Source organism: Komagataeibacter kakiaceti JCM 25156 (assembly GCF_000613305.1).
The window spans coordinates 1-1,363 of record NZ_BAIO01000568.1 but is presented as its reverse complement, the minus strand read 5'-3'; the positions used below and the strand labels follow the sequence as shown (position 1 = coordinate 1,363).

The window sequence follows — 1,363 nt, the reverse complement described above, 5'->3', positions numbered from 1 at the left end:
CCCGTCGCCGCCGCAAGGCCGATGACGAAAGCGCCGCGGCGGATACGGCGGCCCCTAAAGGCACGGCGGAAGCTTCCGCCCCGTCCGGTGAGGGCGACGCCACCCCGGCAACACCACGACGCACCGGCTGGTGGAAGCGCTGATCACGCGCCCCACGGGCTGAAATAAAAAAACCTGCCTTCGCAAGAAGGCAGGTTTTTTATTGACCATCATGACTTTTTCAGCGGGCGGACATCCGGGCCGTCCGCCTCCACATCCCAAGGCTGTTTTCAGGTCACCGGTCCATAAGTGGCTGTTGAAAAACAATAAAAGCTTTACCAGAAACTGCCTTGTCTGGCAGCGGAAAGAATGATCAGACCGCCGGGCCATCGGGCAGGGCCGGGGCGGTTTCCCAGCCGGGGCCGATGATCGCGGCGCTACGTCGTCCCAGCCCGTCATGACGCAGCACGATCATGTTCTGCTCCTCCAGATAGGTCAGTTGTCGCCGGGCGCGCCCCAGTGAATGGGTGCCATAGGTGCGGGCGATCACACTATCCGGTGGGCAGGGCAGGGTCTGGATCGCCGCATGCGCGATGAGCAGGAAAATACCCTGAATATCGTCTGGCAGCGCGCTGGCCATCCGTTCGGCCTGCCGCCACTGGTCGCTCTGCGCCGTTTCGCTGTCCACCCCGGCCCTGGCTACGGCCAGCAGGCGGCGGAAACGCGGCATGTCCAGCGCATCCCGGCCCATGCCCTCGATCCGGCAGCGGACAAGAAAGTCCTGATACAGCACATGCACGGGGCGGAAGCCTGCATCCTCATCGCGCAGGATGTCGGTCAGGATCTCGATAAAACGCTGCTTCTGCGCGGCGGCATCCACGGGGGCGGCCTCCGCTTCCTCGGCCACGGGGTCAACCACCGTGGTTTCGGCGTGGGCGGCAAGCTGGGCGAGAATATCGGGCGGCGGGCTGAAATTCCGCACGGGCCGCGCCGGCCCCTCGCGTTCGGGCACCGGGGTCAGGATGAGTTCGCGCATCTCCTCACCCACGGGCGGCGGCGCGAAGGGCATGAGGCTGGGACCGGCCGAGCGGCTTTCGGTCTCGACCGGGCCGATTTTCACCGTAAGCGGCCTGCGGCAGACCGCCGGGCCAAGGGCCACGAAATAGCCGCGCTCCAGATCCCGGAAGCTTTCCGCCTGCCGCCGCTCCATGCCCAGCAGGTCCGCCGCGCGCAGCATGTCAATATCGAGAAAGGTGCGCCCCATGAGGAAATTCGACGCCTCGGCGGCGACATTCTTGGCCAGCTTGGCCAGGCGCTGGGTGGCGATCACGCCCGCCAGGCCGCGCTTGCGCCCCCGGCACATGAGATTGGTCATGGCGCCCAG

Annotated in this window: 1 protein-coding gene; it reads right to left on the bottom strand. The window is 66.0% G+C overall.

What is annotated here, in order from left to right; translation table 11 throughout:
• Nucleotides 1–352: 352 nt before the first annotated feature.
• A partial coding sequence (locus JCM25156_RS16650) for an ATP-binding protein (RefSeq protein WP_025814011.1) occupies nt 353–1,363 on the bottom strand: 1,011 nt, incomplete at its 5' end.